The sequence below is a fragment of the Stenotrophomonas sp. SMYL20 genome, assembly GCF_036320045.1.
Lineage (GTDB): Bacteria > Pseudomonadota > Gammaproteobacteria > Xanthomonadales > Xanthomonadaceae > Stenotrophomonas > Stenotrophomonas maltophilia_A.
The window spans coordinates 64,447-81,281 of sequence record NZ_JAWIRT010000019.1; the positions used below are offsets into that span (position 1 = coordinate 64,447).

The window sequence follows — 16,835 nt, forward strand, 5'->3', positions numbered from 1 at the left end:
CTCACCCCAACGCTTCCACCACCCAATCAATGAACACCCGCAGTCGCTGGCTCATGTGCCGGTTCGGCGGGAACATCACATGCATCGGCATGGGTGGCAGCTGCCAGTCCTGCAGCACCGGCAGCAGCTCGCCACGCGCCACGTGCGGTTCGGCCATGTAGCTGGGCAACGCGACCACGCCCAGCCCCGCCAACGCCGCGGCCAGATAGGCGTTGCCGTCGTCGAAGCCGACCGCATAGCGGCCCTGCACCTCGATGCGCTCATCGCCGCGCTGGGCGCTGAACACGCGGGCCCGGCCACTGCGCGGGCTGAGGAAGCCGACCATGTGGTGATCGGGCCCTTCCAGCGCGCGCGGGTCGGCAGGCAACCCGAAACGCTGCACATAGCCCGGGCTGGCGTGGAAGCCGATCGGCAGCGCAGCAAGCGGCCGCGCCACCAGCGCCGGGTCGGCTGGAGTGCCACCACGGATCACGCAATCGACGTTGTCGGCGATGACGTCGACCTCGCGGTCACTCACGCCGATGTCCAACTGGATCTCCGGGTAGCGCGCCTGGAAATCCGGCAGCGCCGGAACCAGCCGCAGCCGCGCGTAAGGTCCAGGCACGTCCACACGAAGGCGGCCACGCGGTTGGGTAGCGGCGTCGCCGAGACCTCCTTCCACCTCTTCCAGCTCGGCCAGCAGGCGGGCGATGCGCGGGTAGTAGGCCGCGCCATCGGCGGTGACGCTGACCCGGCGCGTGGTGCGGTTGAGCAACCGCAGCCGCAGGTGCGCCTCCAGCTGCTGCACCAGCTGGGTGGCCGTGGTGCGGCTGATCTGCAGGGTCTGCGCGGCGCGGGTGAAGCTGCCGGTTTCCACTACCCGGGCAAAGGCCCGCATCGCCTCGAAACGGTCCATGGCTGGCCATGATTGTTTGGAATTGGCAATCAATCTAGGCCGATCATCGCGGTTTATCCAGACAGCGCTGGCGGGGAGGATGGCGTTCTTTCCCACGGGTTCCTTCCCATGTCACAGCGCGATGTCGTTTTCCCCGCCGGCCGCCAGGCCCTGTACGAGCGCAACCGCTACTCGCCAGCGATCCGATCCAACGGCTTCCTGTTCGTTTCCGGCCAGGTCGGCAGCCGCGAGGACGGCTCGCCCGAACCGGATTTCGAAGCCCAGGTGCGCCGCGCCTTCGAGAATCTCAACGCGGTGCTGGCTGCCGCCGGCTGCAGCTTCGATGACGTGGTCGACGTGACCGTGTTCCTGGTCGACCCCGAGAAGAACTTCGAGAAGGCCTGGGCGATCGTGCCCGAGTACTGGGGCGAGGCGCCGCACCCGACCCTGACCGGCATCGGCGTGACCTGGCTGTACGGATTCCAGTTCGAGATCAAGGTGATCGCGAAGCTGCCGTGATACGGGTAGTGCCGGCCGCTGGCCGGCAATGTGTCGGAGGTCGAAAAGCGTGTCGACCAAGGTCGACACCTACCAGGGCAGTCGGCGTGACCTGGCTGTACGGGTTCCAGTTCGAGATCAAGGTGATCGCGAAGCTGCCGTGATACGGGTAGTGCCGGCCGCTGGCCGGCAATGTGTCGGAGGTCGAAAAGCGTGTCGACCAAGGTCGACACCTACCAGGGCAGTCGGCATGACCTGGCTGTAGGGGTTCCAGTTCGAGATCAAGGTGATCGCGAAGCTGCCTGCAGACCGGTAGTGCCGGCCGCTGGCCGGCAACAACGTGTCGGGTTCGAAAAGCGTGTCGACCAAGGTCGACACCCACCAGGGCAGGAGGTCGGCACCTGCCAGAGCTGGCGTGCCCGGCCCACCTGAACGGGAGGTTCCGACGAATTCCCGAGGTGGCCATTGATATTGTATCCGGCGAAAACCGCTTGCTAGCCTCCCTTCCATGCGCCGGATCACCCGCCAACTGCGTACGTACCTGATGATGCTGCTGATGGCGGCATTCGTGGTCGTGCCGGTGGCCGACGCACTGGTGTGTGCGGTGGAACCGCATGCCAGCAGCGCCCATGTCGAATCCCTCGCGGACGACGCAGGCGGTGACAGCGACAGCGACAGCGACAGCAAGCACACGGGTGCCTGCACGCATAACCACTGCCACCACTCCACGCTGAGCCTGCCGGCGAACGATTTCGCCGCTTTCGGTACGCCGCTGCCGGCGCGCTGGATGAATGCCGGCGACGTGGCGACCTATGCGGTCGCCCAGGATGAATTGACGCGTCCCCCCCGGGCGTGAGTTGAGCGCGTCCCGCGATTGCGGGCTCCCGTTTCACTCACAACCGGAATCCCCCTATGTCGATCCTGACACCTCGGTCGCCGCGCGCGGCCGGGCTGGTCGTCGCCGTGTTGCTGGGCCTGGCCCCGGCGACATCGGTGATGGCGCAAGCCGCCCCTTCCTACGACACCCTGCTTGAACGCCTGGACCAGCTGCCCGGTACCCGTGTGGGTACGGCACTGGCCGAGGCCGCCGATGCGCGTGCCGACCAGGCCCGTGCGTTGCCCAATCCTTCCCTCTCCTACTCCGCCGAAAACGCCTGGGGCACCGGCTCCTATGGCGGCATGGGCAAGGCCGATACCGTGCTCACCCTGTCCCAGCCGCTGGAGGTCTGGGGCCAGCGTGGCGCGCGTGTCCGTGCCGCCCGCGCCGAGGCACAGGCCGCCTACCTGCGTGGTGCCCAAAGCCGCAGCGACGTGGCCAGCCAGCTGGCGGTGGTCTATGCACAGGCGGAAAGTGCACTGCGCCGCTACAGCCTGGCCGAAGAGGCACTGACCCTCACCCGCGACGACGCCAACGCCGTCAACGCGATGGTCAAGCAGGGCCGCGAGCCGCAGCTGCGTGCGGTGCAGGCGCAGAGCGAGGTGGCCAACGCCAGCGCTGCGCTGGATGAGGCACAGGCCTTCCGCGACGCCGCGCTGGCCCGCCTGGCTGGCGCCGCGCTGCTGGATGCACCGGTGCAGTCGATCGACAACAGCCTGCTCGACCGTGCCCCGCCGCTGCCGCGTGGCGCCACCGACGTGGCGCTGGCGGTGCGCATCGCCGAAGCCGAAGCCGATGCGGCCGGCAAGCTGGTCGACGTGGAGCGCAAGCGCGCCCTGCCCGATCTGAGCGTCACCGCCGCACAGACCCGCTTCCGCGAAGGCGGCGAGCGTGCCTACAACCTCGGGGTCAGCCTCAGCATCCCGCTGTTCGACCGCAACCGCGGGGGCATCCGCGCCGCCAATGCCGACCAGCGCGCGGCCGAGGCCCGCCTGGACCAGCAGCGCCGCGACAGCGAGGCAGCACGTCTCTCCGCCGTAGCCGGACTGAAAGCCGCCGGAAGCCGGACCCGCGCAGCCGATGAAAGCGTGGTCGCCGCCGAAGAGGCGTATCGCCTGGCCCGCATCGGCTTTGATGCCGGACGCATCTCGCAGCTGGAACTGCGCAGCACGCGCAGCGCCCTCATCGCCGCCCGCGGCACCGCCGTGGATGCGCGCCTGTCGCGCGTCGGCGCCGAAATCGATCTTGCCCGCCTTGAGGGGCGCGCACCTTTTGTGGAGGCCAAATGACTCTCTCCCGTACTTTCCCGCTGATCGGCGGCGTGCTGCTGACCATGCTGCTGGCCGGCTGCGCTGGCAACGCGCAGACGCCTGCCAATGAAGACCCCGCTGCGGCCAAGGCCGGCACCGACGATGGCCACGGCCATGCCGCCGACAGCAAGGAGGCCAAGGCGGAAACCGCGAAAGCCCCCGCCGACGCCGATGAAGGCGTGGTGCAGCTGACCCAGGAACAGATCAAGGCCTCCGGTATCGAAGTGGTCGCGATCGGTCGCGGTGGCGGTGGCTCGACCCGGCTGTCCGGCAGGGTCGAGCCCACCGTGGGCGCCCGCGCTTCGGTTGCCTCCACGGTGACCGGCCGCGTCGAGCGCGTGCTGGTCGCGCCGGGCACGGCGGTGAAGCAGAACCAGGCACTGGCCATCGTGGTCAGTGGCGAGGCCGCGGTGTTCCGCGCCAATGCGCTGGCCGCCTCGGCCGAAGCAGAAGCCGCGCGCCTGGCCTATGGCCGCGACAAGGCGCTGGTCGACCAGGGCGTGGTCGCCCGCCAGGAAATGGAAACCTCGCGCGCACGTTCGCTGGCGGCACAGGCCCAGGCCGCCGCCGCGCAGGCCCAAGCCGCCGCCAACGGTTCGCCGGACAGCAGCGGTCGCGTGCGCATCACCAGCCCGGTAGCCGGCATCGTCGGCAACGTGCAGGTCACCCCGGGTGGCGTGGTCGCCGCCGGCAGCGCGGTGGCCGACGTCGCCGACCCGACGATGAACGAGCTGGTGTTCACCGCACCGCCGGCGCTGGCCGCGCAGGTCACGCCGGGCATGAAGCTGGAAGTGAGCGTGCCGGGTGGCAGCTTCACCGCCACCGTCACCGGGTCGGCCGCCGATGTCCGCCAGCAGGGCGGCGTCGCGGTGATCCGTGCCACGCCGGTGGATGCCGCGCTGCCGCCGGCCGGTTCGCCGGTATCGGCGGTGGTCGTCACCGAAGGCCAGGATGGCTCGCTCAGCGTGCCCGCCGATGCGGTGCAGAACGTCGATGGCAGCAGCGCGGTGTTCGTCGCCGTCGAAGGCGGCTTCAAGGCGCAGCCGGTGCTGGCTGGCCGTCGTGCTGGTGACCGTATCGAGATCCTCGGTGGGCTGACCGGCAACGAGCGCATCGTCGGTGCCAACGCCTTCCTGCTCAAGGCCGAGCTGGCCAAGGGCGAAGCCGAGCACGGCCACTGAGGAGGCGACCATGTTCAAGCTGATCATTGAAACAGCGGTTCGGCACCGCTGGCTGGTGGTGTTCATGGCGGCGCTGATCGCTGCCGTGGGCCTGTTCCAGCTGGGCAAGCTGCCGATCGACGCGGTGCCGGACATCACCAACCGCCAGGTGCAGATCAACACGGTGGCACCTGCACTGACCCCGGAGCAGATCGAACGGCAGGTGACCTACCCGCTGGAAACCGCGCTGGCCGGCATTCCCGGCCTGACAACCACGCGTTCGCTGTCGCGCAATGGCTTCTCGCAGGTCACCGCGATCTTCACTGATGCGACCGACATCTACTTCGCCCGCCAGCAGGTGGCCGAACGCATGCGCGAGGCATCGGAAGACCTGCCCGATGGCGCGTCGCCGATGCTGTCGCCGGTCACCACCGGCCTCGGCGAGGTACTGATGTGGACGGTGGACTTCACGGCGTTCGATCCGGCCAGGCTGGCCAAGCCCGGTGAAGCGGGTTGGCAGGCCGGCGAGGTCTACCGCACGCCGGAAGGCAACCTGCTTCGCACGCCGGAAGAACGTGCCACCTACCTGCGCACCGTGCAGGACTGGATCATCGCGCCGCAGATGCGTTCCAGCCCGGGGCTGGCCGGCGTCGATACGGTCGGCGGCTACGTCAAGGAATACGGCGTGCATCCGGACAGTGCCAAGCTGGCCGCGCACGGCCTCGGCCTGGCCGACCTGGTCACTGCCCTGCAGCGTTCCAACGTACAGGCCGGTGCCGGTTTCGTGCAGCGTGCCGGCGAAGGCCTGGTGGTACGTGCTGACGGCCTGGCGCTGACCACCGACGATCTGGCACAGGCCCCGGTAACCACCCGCAATGGCGTGGTGGTACGCGTGGCCGATGTGGCCGACGTCGACCTGAGCCGCGCACCGCGCCTGGGTGCGGCCAGCCGCAACGGCCATGAAGCCGTGCTGGGTACCGCGCTGATGATCGCCGGCGGCAACAGCCGCACCGTGGCGCAGGCAGCTGCGGCGCGCCTGGAACAGGTGAACAAATCGCTGCCGGCCGACATCGTGGCGGCACCGGTGCTGGACCGCAGCGTGCTGGTCAATTCGACCATCAAGACCGTGGCCAAGAACCTCACCGAGGGTGCGCTGCTGGTGGTGGTGGTGCTGTTCCTGCTGCTGGGCAACCTGCGTGCAGCAACGATCACCGCGCTGGTCATTCCGCTGTCGTTCCTGTTTGCAGTGATCGGCATGAACCGCTTCGGCATCAGCGGCAACCTGATGAGCCTGGGTGCGCTGGACTTCGGCATCCTGGTGGACGGTGCGGTGATCGTGATCGAATCGACGCTGCTGATGCTGGGCCAGCGCCGCGCCGAACTGGGCCGTGCATTGACCGCGATGGAACGCCTGCGCGTGGCCGCCGATTCGGCGATGAAGATGGCGCGCCCTGCGGCCTTCGGGCAGCTGATCATCCTGCTGGTGTTCGCGCCGATCCTTACCCTGGAAGGCGTGGAGGGCAAGACGTTCCACCCGATGGCGGCCACGTTCATGCTGGCCCTGGTCGGTGCCTTCATATTCTCCTTCACCTTCGTGCCGGCGATGGCCGCACTGCTGGTGCGCGAGCCCAAGGTGAAGGACGGCGATACACATGCTGACGATGGCGAGCACGAAACCAAGCTGATCCGCGTGCTGCGTGCGCGCATCGAACCAGTGGTGCGCAAAGCCGTGGCGCATCCGCGCACGGTGCTGGCCGGTGCGGTGATGATGGTGGTGGTGGGTATCGGTTCGTTCTCGCTGCTGGGCCGCGAGTTCATGCCGACGCTGGACGAAGGCAACGTGGCGATGCAGGCCCTGCGCGTGCCGTCGACCTCGCTGGAGCAGTCGCTGGCAATGCAGCTGGCACTGGAAAAGGCGATTGCCAAACAGCCGGAAGTGGAAACCGTGTTCTCGCGCACCGGTACCGCAGAGGCGGCGATCGACCCGATGCCGACCAACATCTCCGACAGCGTGATCGTGCTCAAGCCACGCAAGGACTGGCCGGATCCGAAACTGGGCAAGGATGCACTGGTAGCACGCTTCGAAAAGCTGGCCGCGCAGCAGCTGGGCAACAGCTTCGAATTCAGCCAGCCGATCGAGCTGCGCTTCAACGAGCTGATTTCCGGCGTGCGTACCGACCTGGCGGTGATGATCTTCGGCGATGACTTCAGCCAGCTGCAGAAAGTGGCCGACCAGGTGGCGTTGAAGCTGCGTGCGGTGAACGGTGCGGCCGACGTGCGGGTGGAACAGATCTCCGGCCTGCCCACGCTCAATGTGGCCATCGACCACGTTGCGGCGGCGCAGTACGGCCTGACTGCCGCGGACGTGAGTGATGCGCTGTCCACCGGCATTGGTGGCACGGCGGCCGGCAAGATCTTCGAAGGTGATCGCCGCTTCAACGTGGTGGTGCGCCTGGACGATGCCTCGCGCAATGATCCGGACCAGCTGGCTTCGCTGCCGATCGCTACACCGTCGGGGCTGGTGATTCCGCTGTCGTCGGTCGCGCGCATCACGGTCAGCGAAGGACCGAACCAGATCAGCCGCAACAACGGCAGCCGCCGCGTGGTGGTGCAGGCCAACGTGCGTGGCCGCGATCTGGGCGGCTTCGTCGGCGAGGCACAGGCGGCGGTGGCTGATGTTGCGTTGCCGCCGGGCGCCTACCTGACCTGGGGTGGCCAGTTCGAGAACCTGCAGCGTGCGGAGAAGCGGCTGGCGACGGTGGTGCCGGTGGTGTTCCTGCTGATCGGCAGCCTGCTGTTCATGGCCCTGCGCAGCGGCAAGGAAGCCATTCTGGTGTTCAGCTGCGTGCCGTTGGCGCTGGTCGGCGGCATCCTCGCGCTGCTGCTGCGTGGCATGCCGTTCTCGGTGTCGGCGGCGGTCGGCTTCATCGCCGTCTCCGGCGTGGCCACCTTGAACGGCCTGGTGCTGATGCAGGCGATCCGCGAGCGCCTGGATGCCGGTGACCTGCCGCTGCAGGCGGCGATCAACGGTGCATCGAGCCGTATCCGCGCGGTGCTGACCACGGCGCTGGTGGCGATCGTCGGCTTCATTCCGATGGCGATCGCCAGCGGTTCCGGTGCGGAGGTGCAGAAGCCGCTGGCCACGGTGGTGATCGGTGGCCTGATCACCGCCACCGTGCTGACCCTGCTGGTGCTGCCGACCTTTGCAGCACGCGTGGCCAAGCCAAGGGCGGTGGGCTGAAAGACCACGGGGTCGGATCGTGCGATCCGACCCCGTTTTCCAATCAGGGGTAGTGGCGGGCGCGGGGCGGGGGGGGGGGGCGGTTGGGGGGGGGGGGGGGTGGGCGGCCGCGGCCGGGCCGAGCCGAGGCACGGGGGCCCGGGGCCGGCCCCCCTCACCCCTCGGGGGGGGGGGGCCGGGGGGCCCCCCCCCCCCCCCCCCCACTACCCTTGCACGGTCAGGCCTTCTTGCGTTCGGCGATGTAGGCCTGGATCTGCTGTTCCAGCACCGGCAGGGGCACCGAGCCCTGCTTGAGCAGGGTGTCGTGGAAGCCCTTGATGTCGAACTTGTCACCCAGCTCCTTCTCTGCCTGCGCACGCAGGCGCACGATGGCGATCTCCCCCAGCTTGTAGCTCAGGGCCTGGCCCGGCCAGGAAATGTAGCGGTCCACTTCGGTGGTCACTTCATGCTCGCTCAGCGCGGTGTGGTCACGCAGGTAGGCCAAGGCCTGCTCGCGGCTCCAGCCCTTGCTGTGCACGCCGGTGTCGATCACCAGGCGCGTGGCGCGCCACATCTCGTAGGTCAGGCGGCCGAAATCCTCATACGGGGTTTCGTAGATGCCCATTTCCACGCCCAGCTTCTCGCAGTACAGCGCCCAGCCTTCGCCATAAGCGGAAATATAGGCGTTGCGGCGGAACTCGGGCAGGTTCTTCTGCTCGGCGGCAATCGCACCCTGCAGTGCGTGACCCGGATCGGACTCGTGCAGGGTCAGCGCCGGCAGGTTGTACAGCGGGCGCGACGGCAGGTTGTAGGTGTTGAGCCAGTAGGTGCCCATGCCACCGCGGCCGGCGGTCCAGAACGGCGCGATGTCCGGCGGCACCGGCACGATGGTGAAGCGGGCGCGCGGCAGGGTCATGTACTTGCCGAGCTGACCGTCGGCCCGCTTGGAGATCCATGCGGCGCGCGACAGCAGCTCTTCCGGCGTCTTGGCATAGAACTGCGGATCGGTACGCAGGAAGGTCAGGAACTCGGCGAAGCTGCCCTTGAACTTCACCTGCTTGATGATGTCGTTCATTTCCTTCTGGATGCGTGCGACTTCATCCAGACCGATGCGATGGATCTCGTCCGGCGACAGGTCCAGCGTGGTGTACTCGTGGATCTGCTGCTTGTAGTACGCCTTGCCGCCCGGCATCGCTTCGGCGGCCAGCGTGGTGCGCGCCTGCGGCACGTATTCGTTGACGAAGAAGGTGCGCAGCTGCTGGAACGCCGGCACCACCTTGCCACTGATTGCTTCGCGCGCCTGCGCCTGCAGCCTGGCCTGCTCTGCGGCCGGAATGCTGTTGGGCAGCTTCTTGAACGGCGCGTACAGCGGCGACTCGGTGGGATCCATCAGCTCGGCGACGGTGGCGATGGACACCTCGCGGCCATCGAGCACGGCACGCGGCACGCTGAAGCCGCGCTTCAGGCCGGCGCGCATGTTTTCGGTCTGCTGGCCGAAGTAACGCGGCACATCGTTCAGGCGTGCGATGTAGTTCTGGTAGTCCTGCACGGTCTTCATCTCGCGCCGGGCCATGAAGGACAGGTTGGACCAGAACGAGGAGTCGGCGTTGAACGGCATCTCGTAGCCACGCAGGCGCACTTCTTCGGCCAGGTTGAACACCTGATCGCGGTAGATCGCGTAGTTGATCTGGTTGTCGGGCGAGAGCGTCTTCGGGTCGATCTTCTTCAGTGCAGCCAGGGTCTCGTCCCACACCTTCAGGCGCGCCTGCTGCGCGGCCGGGCCGACGTCGGGCATGCGGGTGGCGTTGGCTGGCGCGTCCTCGTCCTCGCTGGCCTCGCCGCCGCCCTCCTGGCGCCACTTCCATTCCTTCTCGTACAGCGCGCGGAAGGCGGCATCGGCGGGCGATTCGGTGGCCACGCTGGCCGGTGCGGCGGCGGCGGGCGGCGCGGCCAGGGCTACGGCAGGGGCGGACAGGGCGATCAGCAGGGCAACGGCAAGACGGGTTTTCACGAGCACAGGTTCCCGGGAAGGCAGACCCCGATGATGGCACCGCCCACGGCCCGTGGCATGGGACGAAGGTCCTGCCTGCGCCGCAGACCGGGGCCCCGGTAGCGGCCAACCTTGGTTGGCGCTGGATTTCCCCGTGTGCCAACCAAGGTTGGCAGCTACCAGGCACGGTAGCCAGGCAAGCAGTAGATCCACGCCATGCGTGGATGGGCCGGGCCCGGATACAGATATGCCGACCAAGGTCGGCAGCTACCGGATGAGGCCCCGAAGACCTAGTGGCTGGCCTTGTCCCGCTTCCAGCCCCGGTGCTTGATGTCCAGCTGCAGGCTGTACAGCGCGGTGAACGCCGGGAACAGGTTCTGCAGCACGCCCACCGAGTCCTGCTTGGCCGAGAACAGGAAGTAGCTCAGCGTCATCAGGCTGCCGACCACGCTCATGTACCAGAACAGGCGTGGGATCACCGGCTTGCCCGCACGCTTGGAGGCGATGAACTGGACCAGCCAGCGGCCCCCGAACATCAGCGCGCCGGTATAGCCGATCAGCTTCCAGCCGGTCACATGCAGACCGGTCCAGTACAGCCAGGTCAGCGGCTGGTCGAGCCAGTGCAGCTCCAGATCCATCAACGCTCCTCCACCGCGGTGCGCTTGCTGCGGGTGATCAGCCACGCCACGCCACGCAGGTCACGGATGCCGACCAGGGCGCGGCCGAGGTTGTTGTACTTGGAGACACCGGCGGTACGGTGGCGGTGGTTGACCGGCACGCTGGTGGTCTTCCAGCCGGCGCGCTGCATCAGCGCCGGCAGGTAGCGGTGCATATGGTCGAAATACGGCAGGTCGAGGAACGCGCTGCGCTCGAACAGCTTGATGCCGCAGCCGGTATCGGGCGTATCGTCGCGCAGCATGCGTGCACGGATGGCGTTGGCCCACTTGCTGGCCCAGCGCTTGCTGCCGCTGTCCTGGCGGTTGACCCGCCAGCCGGCGAACAGCTTCACCTGCGCCTCGGCCGCATCGCGCGCCGCCAGCAGCTTGGGAATGTCGGCCGGATCATTCTGCCCGTCGCCATCCAGGGTCGCGATCCACGGCGCACGTGCGTGCTTGACGCCGGTGCGCACGGCGGTGCTCTGCCCGCTCTGGTTCACATGGTGCAGCACCCGCAGTTCCGGGGTGGTGGCCTTCAGGCCCTGCAGCACTGCCAGGGTGTCATCGCGCGAGTGGTCATCGATGTAGACGATCTCGAACGGCAAGCGGCCACGCAGAGCAGCGGTGATTTCGGCAACCAGCGGGGCGACATTGTCGCGTTCGTTGAACACCGGGACGACAACGGAAAGCTCGGGTTGGCTCATAAGGCACTCGGCCAAAGGGGGACAAAGACCGCGCATTCTCCGAAGCCGAGGTTATCCGAAGATGAATCCGGCTGTGTGAGGATCCCTCCTCAGGCGCGGTCGCCAAAATACTCGCGGCACCACTGCACGACGGGGGGCAACCCAGCTTCGATCGGGGTCACCGCGTCGAAGCCGAATGCGTCATGGGCGCGCCGGGTATCCGCCATCGTGCGCACCATGTCGCCCGGCTGCATCGGCTTGTAGACCTTCTGCGCAGGGCGGCCGGCAGCCTGCTCGATCACGCTGATGAAGCGCTCCAGCTCGACCGGCGTATGGTTGCCGAGGTTGAACACCCGGTGCGGCACCGGACCATCGGCCGGATGCGCGAGCGCGCCGAGGATACCGGCCACGATGTCGGAGACATGTGTGAAGTCGCGCTGCATGCGGCCTTCGTTGAACACATCGATCGGCCGCCCGGCCAGCACCGCGCGCGAGAACAGCAGCGGCGCCATGTCCGGCCGGCCCCACGGGCCATACACGGTGAAGAAGCGCAGGCCGGTGGCATGCAGGCCGTACAGCTGCGCGTAGGTGTAGGCCATCAGCTCGTTGGCCGCCTTGGTCGCCGCATACAGCGAGCGCGGCTGGTCCACGCGCTGGTCCTCGGAGAACGGCGGCGTGGCCGAATCACCGTAGACCGAGCTGCTCGACGCATACACCAGATGCTGCACGCCACGGTGGCGGCACAGCTCGAGCATGTTGACGAAGCCGATCAGATTGCTGTCGACGTAGGCCTGCGGATTCTCCAGCGAATAGCGCACGCCGGCCTGTGCAGCCAGATGGATCACCGCGGTCGGCTTCACCTCGTCGAACAGCGCAGCCAGGCCCTGTTGGTCGGTCAGGTCCAGGGTGCGCAGGTCCAGCGTCGGGCACAGCGCGGCCACGCGGTCGCGCTTGATCTGCGGGTCGTAGTAGTCGTTGAAGTTGTCCAGGCCGACCACCGGCTGGCCCGCCTCCAGCAGCGCGCGGGCGGTGTAGGCACCGATGAAGCCGGCAGCGCCGGTAAGCAGGATGGTCATGGCAGGGGCCCGGAAGCAGAAATTCAGGCCCCTGATGTTACCGGTCTCAGAACAAACCGAAACGCTTCCTGGCGACGTTGACCCGGCCCGGCTCGATCACATCGTTGATCTGCTTCGCATCGAAGCGGTCGAGCAGGGCGTCGGCGCCCTTCTTCAGCTTCAGGTCCATCTCTTCCGGATACAGCGGCACCAGGCTCATGAAGCTGATGGTCCTGCCATCCTCCAGCTCCAGCGTGGCGAAGTCCTCCGGAGCAGTCACCGGCATCAGCACGATGGCACCGTCGAAGCCTGCTCCGGGCGCATAAGGCTCGCTGGGATGGCCGTTGGGAATGGTGTGGCCGAAGCCCAGCCACGTGTCGTACTCGTGCGGCAGCCGCGCCATGCCCTTCAGCAGGCGCACCGGCCAGTAATTGCGTTCGTCCTCGAAGGCGTCCTGGGACATCGGCCAGTCGGCCGGCAGGGTCACCATCAGCTCCATGTAGCGCGGCACATCCGCGTCCACGTCGGCGGGCACGGTCATCGGCAGGTCGCTCATGCCGGAGGTGACCAGGCGCAGGTACGGGCAGTGGTCATTGGCCGGCACCACGTGCACGTCAATGTGCACCAGGTCGGAAATGAGTTCGTGCAGGACCGTGGCGATCGGTCCGAGATGGCGCTCGATATGGCCGCTGATCGCTTCGATGTGCTGCTCTTCGCCGATGGCGAGCACAAAGTCCTTTTCGCGCCGGTGCCTCAGTATCTGGGTACCGTCCGGGCTGACGTCCTCGTACTCGTATTCGTTGCTCATGTCCTGCTCCCTGGATGAGGCCACGGACCGGAGAGCAGTGCATCCCCCGGCGCGCGCGGCGGTGCGTTCCCTGTCACCTACAGGACGCGGCAGGAACAGGCCGCATCCCCTGGCGCTGCGCCGGGCTCAGCCCTGGCGCGTACGCAGCTTTTCCAGCACGCCGTCCAGGGTATCCAGGTCGGTGTAATGAATGATCAATTTGCCCTTGCCGCCACGGCCGTGATTGATCGCCACCTTGGCCCCCAGCGCTTCGGACAGCTCGGTTTCCAGCGAGGCGATGTCGGCCTGCTGCACCTTCGGCGTGGCCACCGGGCGGTTGCTGGGCACCTTGCCGGCGGCGAAGGCCTGCGCACGGCGCTCGACCTCGCGCACCGACCAGCCTTCATCGGCCGCTTCCTGCGCCAGCTTGCCGGCCAGCTCGGGGGCCAGGGTCAGCAGCGCGCGGGCATGGCCCATTTCCAGGCGGCGGGTTTCCAGCAGCAGGCGGATTGCCACCGGCAGCTCCAGCAGGCGCAGCAGGTTGGACACCGCCGCACGCGAGCGGCCGACGGCCTCGGCAGCCTCGGCATGGGTCAGGGTGAATTCGCTGATCAGGCGCTGCAGCGCTTCGGCTTCTTCCAGCGGGTTGAGGTCTTCGCGCTGGATGTTCTCGATCAGAGCCATCGCGATGACGGTGCGGTCTTCCAGCTCGCGCACCACCACCGGCACTTCGTCCAGGCCGGCCAGCTGCGAGGCGCGCCAGCGGCGTTCACCGGCGACGATCTCGTAGTTGCCCGCCGGCAGCTGGCGCACCAGGATCGGCTGGATCACGCCCTGCGACTTGATCGAATCAGCCAGCTCGGAGAGCTTGCCCTCGTCCATCTCGCGGCGCGGCTGGTACTTGCCCGGCTGCAGCTGGCCGACGGCCAGCTTGCGCAGCACCTCACCCGGCAGCGGCTCGATCACCGCAGTGGTGGCCTGCACCTGGCTGACCGCCCCCTTGGGACCGAGCAGGGCATCCAGGCCACGGCCGAGGCCTCGCTTCTTGGCTGCCGGCTTGCTGCTGGTCATCAGACGGTCTCCACGGCCTTGGCGGCCTTGTTGCGTTCGTTGTTGCGGCGGATGATCTCGCCGGCCAGGCCCAGGTAGGCCACGCCACCGCGCGAGGCGCGGTCGTAGCCGACGATGCTCTGGCCATGGCTGGGCGCCTCGGCCAGGCGCACGTTGCGCGGCACGATGGTGCGGAACACGCGGTCGCCGAAGTGCTCGGTGAGCTCGGCCGAGACCGCGTTGGCCAGGTTGTTGCGCACGTCGAACATGGTGCGCAGCACGCCTTCGATCTCCAGCGCCGGGTTGAGGTTGGCACGCAGCGCTTCGATGGTTTCCACCAGCGCGCTCAGGCCTTCCAGTGCGTAGTACTCGCACTGCATCGGTACGATCACCGAATCGGCGGCGGCCAGCGCGTTGAGCGTCAGCAGCGACAGCGCTGGCGGGCAGTCGATCAGGATGTAGTCGTACTCGTCGCGGATCGGTGCCAGCGCGCGCTTCAGGCGCTGCTCGCGCTCGCTCTGCGCCATCAGCTGGATCTCGGCCGCGGTCAGGTCGATGTTGCCCGGCAGCAGGTCGTAGCCTTCGGCCGTCTGCACGCGCACATCGGCGGCGCTGGACTCGCCCAGCAGCAGATCGTAGGTGGAGGAGACCAGCTCGCGCTTGTCCACGCCACTGCCCATGGTCGCGTTGCCCTGCGAATCCAGGTCGACCAACAGCACGCGCTTGGGTGCGTTGGCCAGGGAAGCGGCCAGGTTGACGGCGGTCGTGGTCTTGCCGACGCCACCCTTCTGGTTGGCGATGGCGATGATGCGGGCCATGCGGGTGTGCCTCGTCGACGTGTGCTGGGACCGGTCATTATGCGTACAACCGGGCCCTTGCGGAAATCGTGGATCGCCAACCTCTTGTTCCACAAGGGGCTGGCGACGGGAATCAGGGACCTGTAACAGTGATCAGGTGGCGTTCGCCGGCCAGGCCGGGCACGCTCAACGGGGTCACCTCGCGCACCTGCCAGCCAGCCGGCAGCTCCGCGATCTCTTCATGCGGATAGACGCCCTTCATGGCCAACAGCACGCCGCCGGGGCGCAACAGATGGCCACCGACGCGGACGATGCCGGCCAGGGTGTCCATCGCACGCGCGGTCAGCTGGTCGTAGTGGCCAGCTTCGTCCAGCGCCTCGGCGCGCGATTCGGCCACGCGGGCATTGCCCAGACCGAGCTGGCGCACGGCCTCGCGCATGAAGCGCGCCTTCTTGCCGTTGCTCTCCACCAGGGTGACCTGCAGGCCCGGGCAGGCGATCGCCAGCGGGATGCCGGGCAAGCCGGGGCCGGTGCCGAGGTCGGCCAGGCTGCCATCGGTCACGAACGGCTGCATCGCCAGTGAATCGAGCAGGTGGCGGGTGACCATCTCCTGCGGATCGCGGATGGCGGTGAGGTTGTAGGTGCCGTTCCAGCGGTGCAGCAGGGCCAGGTAACGCAGCAGCGGCGGCGCCAGCGCGGCGTCCAGGCCCATGCTGGCCAGGCCCTGTTCCAGCGTGGCAGCCACGCTGGCGGGAAGTGGGTGTTCGCTCATGCCGCCATTATCGCCGGTTTTGCGCGCTGATTCCCCGCTTCAGTGTGGATACCAGGCCAATGCCGCACGGAACTGGCCGGTGGCCTGCCATTCGTGCAGGTGCCAGCGCGCGGCCTCGCCCAGTTCCGGGTCGCACCAGCGCAGGTGCAGGGCGCCATCGGCCCCCGACGCCAGCTGCAGGCGGTGCAGGCCGAACGAGATGCCCTGCCCGTGCGCCTTCAGGATGGCTTCCTTGGCGCACCACACGCGGAAGAACCAGTGCTCGCGCTCGGCCTCGTCCAGGCTTTCCAGCCAGGCCACTTCCTCGGGGTGGAAGAAGCGCTGCACGATTTCCAGAAGACGCGGCCGCGGGCGCAGCAGTTCCAGGTCGACGCCCAACCGCACGCCCTCGCCCAGCGCCACCAGCAGCACCTCGCCGCTGTGGCTCCAGCCGGTGCCGTAGTGGGCCAACGCGCCGCTCAGCTCCGGCCGGCCCTTGTCATCGCGGACCAGCGGCAGCGTGTCCGGGTCGGCGCCCAGCGCCTGCGCCAGCACCTGCCGCGCCTGCGGTTCGCCGCGGTGGCCCGGCACGTGCGGGCGCCGCCAGACCGTCACCGGACCGAAGCGCCACGGGCCGTCGAGGGTGGCTGGCAGGCTCATCCGCACGCGCCCATCACGCAATTCCACGACGGGTTCACGGCCGTGCGCGTCAACTGGTCACAGTTCCCCACCGGAGGTTCGATCATGGGCATCATCATCTGGCTGATCGTCGGCGGCATCGTAGGCTGGCTGGCCAGCATCATCATGAAGCGCGATGCCCAGCAGGGCATCATCCTCAACATCGTGGTCGGCATCGTCGGCGCGCTGATTTCCGGCTGGCTGTTCGGCGGCGGCATCAACGAAGCGATCACCATCCGCACCTTCCTGTTCTCGCTGATCGGTGCGGTGATCCTGCTGGCGATCGTCAACCTGTTCACCCGCAAGAGCATACGCTGACGCGGCCGTCGTGCCGGCCGCTGGCCGGCAGACGCATTTCAACGGGCCCGGCAATCGTCGGGCCCCGTTCTGTAGAGTCGAGCTTGCTCGACTGCATGGGAGATCAGTCGAGCAAGCTCGACTCTACTTCC

The 16,835-nt window shown here is 67.8% G+C and carries 16 protein-coding genes; 6 read left to right on the forward strand and 10 right to left on the reverse strand.

The features are described 5' to 3' along the window. Nucleotide 1: 1 nt before the first annotated feature. A complete protein-coding gene (locus tag V3B48_RS15315; protein ID WP_285301486.1) occupies nt 2-895 on the reverse strand; it encodes a LysR family transcriptional regulator in 894 nt (297 codons plus the stop codon). Nucleotides 896-1,003: 108 nt separating this feature from the next. Here V3B48_RS15315 and V3B48_RS15320 point away from each other — a divergent pair, with 108 nt between their 5' ends. The 5 genes from V3B48_RS15320 to V3B48_RS15340 all read left to right on the forward strand — a co-directional run bounded on the left by V3B48_RS15320 (nt 1,004) and on the right by V3B48_RS15340 (nt 7,960). Next, nucleotides 1,004-1,393 carry a RidA family protein gene (locus V3B48_RS15320; protein WP_012512496.1) on the forward strand — a complete coding sequence of 130 codons (390 nt, stop codon included), beginning with the start codon at nt 1,004-1,006 and terminating at the stop codon, nt 1,391-1,393. A gap of 487 nt (nt 1,394-1,880) precedes the next feature. Beyond that, nucleotides 1,881-2,228, forward strand: a complete 348-nt coding sequence (locus V3B48_RS15325) for a hypothetical protein (protein ID WP_329894021.1) — start codon at nt 1,881-1,883, stop codon at nt 2,226-2,228. A 56-nt stretch (nt 2,229-2,284) separates the two neighbouring features. Next, complete coding sequence (locus V3B48_RS15330; protein WP_329894022.1) at nt 2,285-3,538, forward strand: TolC family protein; 1,254 nt, start codon at nt 2,285-2,287, stop codon at nt 3,536-3,538. Further along, a complete protein-coding gene (locus tag V3B48_RS15335) occupies nt 3,535-4,740 on the forward strand; it encodes an efflux RND transporter periplasmic adaptor subunit (RefSeq protein ID WP_329894023.1) in 1,206 nt (401 codons plus the stop codon). The genes V3B48_RS15330 and V3B48_RS15335 overlap by 4 nt, the downstream gene beginning before the upstream one ends. Before the next feature lie 10 nt (nt 4,741-4,750). Next, nucleotides 4,751-7,960, forward strand: coding sequence for a CusA/CzcA family heavy metal efflux RND transporter (locus V3B48_RS15340; protein WP_329894024.1), 3,210 nt, complete (start codon nt 4,751-4,753; stop codon nt 7,958-7,960). A 217-nt stretch (nt 7,961-8,177) separates the two neighbouring features. Here V3B48_RS15340 and V3B48_RS15345 read toward each other — a convergent pair whose 3' ends face one another. The 9 genes from V3B48_RS15345 to V3B48_RS15385 all read right to left on the reverse strand — a co-directional run bounded on the left by V3B48_RS15345 (nt 8,178) and on the right by V3B48_RS15385 (nt 16,368). Continuing rightward, nucleotides 8,178-9,950, reverse strand: coding sequence for a DUF885 family protein (locus V3B48_RS15345; protein WP_329894025.1), 1,773 nt, complete (start codon nt 9,948-9,950; stop codon nt 8,178-8,180). Nucleotides 9,951-10,219: 269 nt separating this feature from the next. Continuing rightward, on the reverse strand, nt 10,220-10,567 hold the full coding sequence (locus V3B48_RS15350) for a lipid-A-disaccharide synthase N-terminal domain-containing protein (RefSeq protein WP_005414908.1): 348 nt from the start codon (nt 10,565-10,567) through the stop codon (nt 10,220-10,222). Further along, nucleotides 10,567-11,289, reverse strand: a complete 723-nt coding sequence (locus tag V3B48_RS15355; protein ID WP_005420380.1) for a glycosyltransferase family 2 protein — start codon at nt 11,287-11,289, stop codon at nt 10,567-10,569. Before V3B48_RS15355 ends, V3B48_RS15350 begins: the two co-directional genes overlap by 1 nt. A gap of 89 nt (nt 11,290-11,378) precedes the next feature. Then, nucleotides 11,379-12,344 (reverse strand): NAD-dependent epimerase/dehydratase family protein, encoded by a 966-nt coding sequence (locus V3B48_RS15360; protein WP_329894026.1) that lies wholly within the window; start codon nt 12,342-12,344, stop codon nt 11,379-11,381. Between the two features lie 46 nt (nt 12,345-12,390). Then, entirely contained in the window at nt 12,391-13,131 is a 741-nt protein-coding gene (locus V3B48_RS15365) for a suppressor of fused domain protein (protein WP_032128474.1), read from the reverse strand. 126 nt (nt 13,132-13,257) lie between these two features. Continuing rightward, the gene (locus V3B48_RS15370; RefSeq protein ID WP_008267278.1) at nt 13,258-14,181 is read right to left on the reverse strand and encodes a ParB/RepB/Spo0J family partition protein; all 924 of its coding nucleotides are present in this window, start codon (nt 14,179-14,181) and stop codon (nt 13,258-13,260) included. Further along, nucleotides 14,181-14,978, reverse strand: a complete 798-nt coding sequence (locus V3B48_RS15375; RefSeq protein ID WP_032128472.1) for a ParA family protein — start codon at nt 14,976-14,978, stop codon at nt 14,181-14,183. Before V3B48_RS15375 ends, V3B48_RS15370 begins: the two co-directional genes overlap by 1 nt. A gap of 112 nt (nt 14,979-15,090) precedes the next feature. Then, nucleotides 15,091-15,729 carry a 16S rRNA (guanine(527)-N(7))-methyltransferase RsmG gene (gene rsmG, locus V3B48_RS15380; protein WP_329894027.1) on the reverse strand — a complete coding sequence of 213 codons (639 nt, stop codon included), beginning with the start codon at nt 15,727-15,729 and terminating at the stop codon, nt 15,091-15,093. 39 nt (nt 15,730-15,768) lie between these two features. Then, nucleotides 15,769-16,368: a 4'-phosphopantetheinyl transferase superfamily protein gene (locus V3B48_RS15385; protein WP_329894034.1), complete on the reverse strand. Its 600-nt coding sequence runs from the start codon at nt 16,366-16,368 to the stop codon at nt 15,769-15,771. A gap of 84 nt (nt 16,369-16,452) precedes the next feature. On the opposite strand from V3B48_RS15385, the gene V3B48_RS15390 reads away from it, so the two are divergent. Next, nucleotides 16,453-16,704 carry a GlsB/YeaQ/YmgE family stress response membrane protein gene (locus V3B48_RS15390; RefSeq protein ID WP_005411656.1) on the forward strand — a complete coding sequence of 84 codons (252 nt, stop codon included), beginning with the start codon at nt 16,453-16,455 and terminating at the stop codon, nt 16,702-16,704. The last annotated feature ends 131 nt before the right edge of the window (nt 16,705-16,835 follow it).

What these genes read in the sequence shown, in the direction of transcription:
- V3B48_RS15315 (WP_285301486.1), bottom strand. Translation starts at nt 895, where the DNA reads ATGGACCGTTTCGAGGCGATGCGGGCCTTTGCCCGGGTAGTGGAAACC.
- V3B48_RS15355 (WP_005420380.1), bottom strand. Translation starts at nt 11,289, where the DNA reads ATGAGCCAACCCGAGCTTTCCGTTGTCGTCCCGGTGTTCAACGAACGC.
- V3B48_RS15385 (WP_329894034.1), bottom strand. Translation starts at nt 16,368, where the DNA reads ATGAGCCTGCCAGCCACCCTCGACGGCCCGTGGCGCTTCGGTCCGGTG.
- V3B48_RS15360 (WP_329894026.1), bottom strand. Translation starts at nt 12,344, where the DNA reads ATGACCATCCTGCTTACCGGCGCTGCCGGCTTCATCGGTGCCTACACC.
- V3B48_RS15335 (WP_329894023.1), top strand. Translation starts at nt 3,535, where the DNA reads ATGACTCTCTCCCGTACTTTCCCGCTGATCGGCGGCGTGCTGCTGACC.
- V3B48_RS15320 (WP_012512496.1), top strand. Translation starts at nt 1,004, where the DNA reads ATGTCACAGCGCGATGTCGTTTTCCCCGCCGGCCGCCAGGCCCTGTAC.
- V3B48_RS15365 (WP_032128474.1), bottom strand. Translation starts at nt 13,131, where the DNA reads ATGAGCAACGAATACGAGTACGAGGACGTCAGCCCGGACGGTACCCAG.
- V3B48_RS15340 (WP_329894024.1), top strand. Translation starts at nt 4,751, where the DNA reads ATGTTCAAGCTGATCATTGAAACAGCGGTTCGGCACCGCTGGCTGGTG.
- V3B48_RS15390 (WP_005411656.1), top strand. Translation starts at nt 16,453, where the DNA reads ATGGGCATCATCATCTGGCTGATCGTCGGCGGCATCGTAGGCTGGCTG.
- V3B48_RS15325 (WP_329894021.1), top strand. Translation starts at nt 1,881, where the DNA reads ATGCGCCGGATCACCCGCCAACTGCGTACGTACCTGATGATGCTGCTG.
- rsmG (WP_329894027.1), bottom strand. Translation starts at nt 15,729, where the DNA reads ATGAGCGAACACCCACTTCCCGCCAGCGTGGCTGCCACGCTGGAACAG.
- V3B48_RS15330 (WP_329894022.1), top strand. Translation starts at nt 2,285, where the DNA reads ATGTCGATCCTGACACCTCGGTCGCCGCGCGCGGCCGGGCTGGTCGTC.
- V3B48_RS15350 (WP_005414908.1), bottom strand. Translation starts at nt 10,567, where the DNA reads ATGGATCTGGAGCTGCACTGGCTCGACCAGCCGCTGACCTGGCTGTAC.
- V3B48_RS15370 (WP_008267278.1), bottom strand. Translation starts at nt 14,181, where the DNA reads ATGACCAGCAGCAAGCCGGCAGCCAAGAAGCGAGGCCTCGGCCGTGGC.
- V3B48_RS15375 (WP_032128472.1), bottom strand. Translation starts at nt 14,978, where the DNA reads ATGGCCCGCATCATCGCCATCGCCAACCAGAAGGGTGGCGTCGGCAAG.